At 44.8% G+C, this 3,714-nt stretch carries 2 protein-coding genes and 1 pseudogene; 1 reads left to right on the forward strand and 2 read right to left on the reverse strand.

The window, feature by feature from the left end; translation table 11 throughout:
* Window positions 1-125: 125 nt before the first annotated feature.
* A pseudogene (locus ACQY26_RS05700) lies at window positions 126-1,085 on the forward strand (ATP-binding cassette domain-containing protein); the annotation flags it as partial.
* A gap of 81 nt (window positions 1,086-1,166) precedes the next feature.
* Here ACQY26_RS05700 and ACQY26_RS05705 read toward each other — a convergent pair.
* Together ACQY26_RS05705 and ACQY26_RS05710 are read right to left on the reverse strand one after the other, a co-directional pair.
* Window positions 1,167-2,453 (reverse strand): hypothetical protein, encoded by a 1,287-nt coding sequence (locus ACQY26_RS05705; protein ID WP_428048183.1) that lies wholly within the window; start codon window positions 2,451-2,453, stop codon window positions 1,167-1,169.
* A 161-nt stretch (window positions 2,454-2,614) separates the two neighbouring features.
* Window positions 2,615-3,100, reverse strand: a complete 486-nt coding sequence (locus ACQY26_RS05710) for a hypothetical protein (RefSeq protein WP_428048184.1) — start codon at window positions 3,098-3,100, stop codon at window positions 2,615-2,617.
* Between the last annotated feature and the right edge of the window lie 614 nt (window positions 3,101-3,714).

The raw sequence follows: 3,714 nt of genomic DNA on the forward strand, positions 1-3,714 counted from the left end.
TTAGGCAGTACCGGATACTCTTCTGGATCCAACCCAACCATCTGGATATCCGTCTTTCCTGCTCTCAAGTTGTCCAACAATTCTTTTGTCTGCTCCATGTCGACCTCCTGGTGTTGCGCGCGTTTAAGAACATAGACGTAAAAATACCTTTGGGCCTTTTTGTGGCAATAACGGGCGTTTCGGGTTCGGGAAAATCAACTTTAATTCATAATATTTTATACCGCGCTTTGGCCAAAAAATTCTACGGAGCCAAAGAAGAACCCGGCCTGCACGACGGCATAAAAGGTTTGGAACACATAAACAAAGTAATCATAGTGGACCAAAGCCCGATAGGCAAAACTCCGCGTTCCAACCCGGCCACCTACACCGGCGCGTATACGCACATAAGGGAACTTTTCGCCCAAATGCCGGAAGCTAAAAGGCGCGGTTATAAACCTGGGAGATTTTCCTTCAACGTCAAAGGCGGACGCTGCGAAGAATGCCAGGGCGACGGCATTTTAAAAATACAAATGCAATTCCTGCCCGATATTTACGTTAAATGCGAAGCCTGCGGAGGCAAACGTTTCAACGAAGATACTTTGCAGGTAAAATTCAAAGGCAAAAACATTGCCGAAGTGCTGGATATGAGCGTCGACGAAGCCGTGGACTTTTTTGATTCCATGCCAAAAATCAAAAATATTCTTAAGACTTTGCAGGACGTTGGCCTTGGTTATATAAAACTGGGGCAAAGTTCCACGACGCTTTCCGGCGGGGAGGCGCAAAGGGTTAAGCTTGCCGACGAACTTTCCCGCCGCGACACGGGCAATACGCTTTATATTCTTGACGAACCTACTACGGGCCTGCATTTTGCGGATATAGACAAACTGCTGAAAGTTATGCACCGCTTAAGCGAGCAAGGCAATACCATGATAGTAATCGAGCATAATCTTGACATAATAAAAACGGCCGATTACATTATCGACCTTGGACCCGAAGGCGGCGACAAAGGCGGCCAAATAGTGGCGCAGGGTTCGGTGCGGGATATTATAGCCTGCCCTCAGTCCTATACGGGCAAATATCTTAAAAAAGAAATAGAAAGCCTTTAACTTCTTTTAAGTAAGAGCCGACAAAAACAACTCCCCGGGATTAACGCCCGGGGAGTTATCTATATTATTTCGGTAAAACCTTTATTTATGAGGCCAAATCATGCCGCCGGCGCCTTCAAACGGGTGATGCCAGATGTTTCTGCTGCCGTGGCCGGCAGGTTTAGATTCCGGTAAATCCTGTATGGCTTTTAGCGCTTTGTTAAACTCGGGATTGTCGCGCCACATAAGTCTTCCGGAATATTTTCCGCCTTCTCCTCCTAAAATAGTGGCAATATCCAAAAGGGCCCTATCGTATTTTTCTTTATCCCTGCTGTATTTAAGTTCGTTTTTTATTACAACAAGGGCATGCAGTCGAACAATGGCTTGTATTCTTTCGTTTTCGGAATTCCAAGCTGTACCAGGTGTTACTTTTTTACCTGTATCCAAAGATGTGCTGTTTGCCAAGCCTTTGCCTATTTTTGCCGTTTCAACAAGAGATTGGGCAAATTCATTATTTGACAAATACGCATACCTTATAAGACGCGAAGTAAGGTCGTCATACAAATTAATAAACAAGTCAAATACCAAATCGGACGCGATTTCAAGCAGGACTACGGCTGTTATCATTTTTGTTACGCTTACGGTGCTTGCCGCAGCCAAAGTTCCGCCCGCCGCCGATACTCCGAACCAAGAAGCAACCGCCGGAGTCAAACAGCCGGAGGCACCGCAAGTATATACGGAAGCCACAAGTAATAAGCCGATTAAAACACCCGCGGCAGCGCTTTTAACATTTTCGTTTATTCTGGCTTTGCGAAGCTCACTTTGATAGCGCGGATTTTCCTTCAATAAAGAAGATATAACCCGGCTTTCGGCTTTCATAGCTTCCTGAAAAGCGTAAGGAGTGCGATATTTTCTGTAATATTCGCTTCTTCTATAACCGGGCTCACGCACTTGATTTCCATTTTTATCTTGACCGGATGATATGGCGTCAGTATACTTCTTCCATGCCGGGGTAATATAAACGTCTTTATAAAATTGAGGGTTTCCAAAAGCTATCTTTTTAGGATTATGTTTTTCCCACAGATACATTGCGTCGGCTTCGCTCAGGCCGTCATAGTAATTCATGGGGAGGTTTTCCCTTCCATATTCATCACGGGTATAAAACAATACGCCTTTTGTTCTGTCCAACTCTTTATGCCTGGCCTCTATGCGGGCCCTTTCCAAATCCATTTGTTTCTTCCAAAATTCGCTGACAGACCAACCGACGCTTCCTCCGTTCCAAGCATTCCAATTGGGTTTTGTGCCCCTAGCTGATTGCGCGCTAAGCGGAATAGAAGAGAAAAGCAACACCAAACAAAGCGTTACAGATACTGCTTTTTTTAACAGCATACAGCCTCCTTTTGACCATATGTGAGATTTCTATTTATATTTTAAACAACCGCAGTAATTTATTGAAAGAGTCTTTGTTCCTATGATGCTTTAGGACTTTGGTCCTATATCCGCCCAATAGGAAGCTATACTTCTTAAAGGAAAAGGCAAATAAAGCGATTTCAGTTTGATTTTGTTTTCGAAAGAATTGATTTTATAAGGAAGTCGGCATCCTTACGCGATAATGCCGCCGGACGGAAGCAAAAAGCCGTAAGGCCGAGGGAAATATTTTCCTTTTGCAAATCGGTGAGATTGAATTTACTCTCATCTGTTTTCAGGCAGACATACAGTTGATTTGAAGCCCCGATATTGACGCGCTTTTGGCCGACGGCTTCTATTGCTTTAAATGAAAGCGGCGGGCAGCCGTCTATAAGGATTTCCTTTTCTTTAAGTTCCACAAGCGGTTTTTTGTTGAAAAACAGTTCATATACGTTAACGCCGCTTTTATAGAGGAAAAACAATAAGGCGGCCAAAGCAAGCCATTTAAATTCCGTCATTTTTATTATTACGTAAACGGCAAAGGCCGAGCAGGCCAAACAAAGCGCAAGGCCAAAGATATATCTGCTCTTGTTACAATAAAACAGTGTAGATCCGCCGAGTTTTTCCATATATTAATTTTACAAGATTATTAAAACAAAATCCCGCCGGGTTAAAGCCCGGCGGGGAAATATACCTCAAATATTTTTAGTTCGTTTGGCAGAGGCAAACAGTCGAGTTGTAAACATACTGCCACTTGTTGTTAGAATTCAATTCCGCCGAGCAACTAAGAGTGAACGTACCTTTACTGCCGGGGCAAGTAGGCATTCCGCCTTCGGTCTGTCCCGCTCCGAGCCTGCCGGTTCTTTCAGTAGCATAAGGACCGCTCTTACATAAGCTTATCGCCTCTGCTTGCGAAGAGCCCGCAACAGTTCTGCTGACATTGGTAGAACAGACTGGCTTTGATGTTGAAGCGTTCTTCTTACAAGTTTGTGAAGACCGATCCCAAGTATAGCCGCTCTTGCACACGCAAAGATCTAAACCCGTCCCCGGGTCCGTGCGCCAGCCGCTTTCGTCAAGGCAAAGCACTTTAAACTGGCACATCAGCGCATTTGCTTTATACTGCTCGGCGGTAGGGCTCGTCGTACTGTTATATTGAAACGGCGCGCCGTTATTCGGCGGAATGCCGCAGGCAACGCACGCGCATTTTGCACTTGACCAATAATAATTGCTGCTACAAGTTTCT

Source organism: Candidatus Proelusimicrobium excrementi (assembly GCF_937881865.1).
In the GTDB taxonomy this organism is placed as follows: Bacteria; Elusimicrobiota; Elusimicrobia; order Elusimicrobiales; family Elusimicrobiaceae; genus Proelusimicrobium; species Proelusimicrobium excrementi.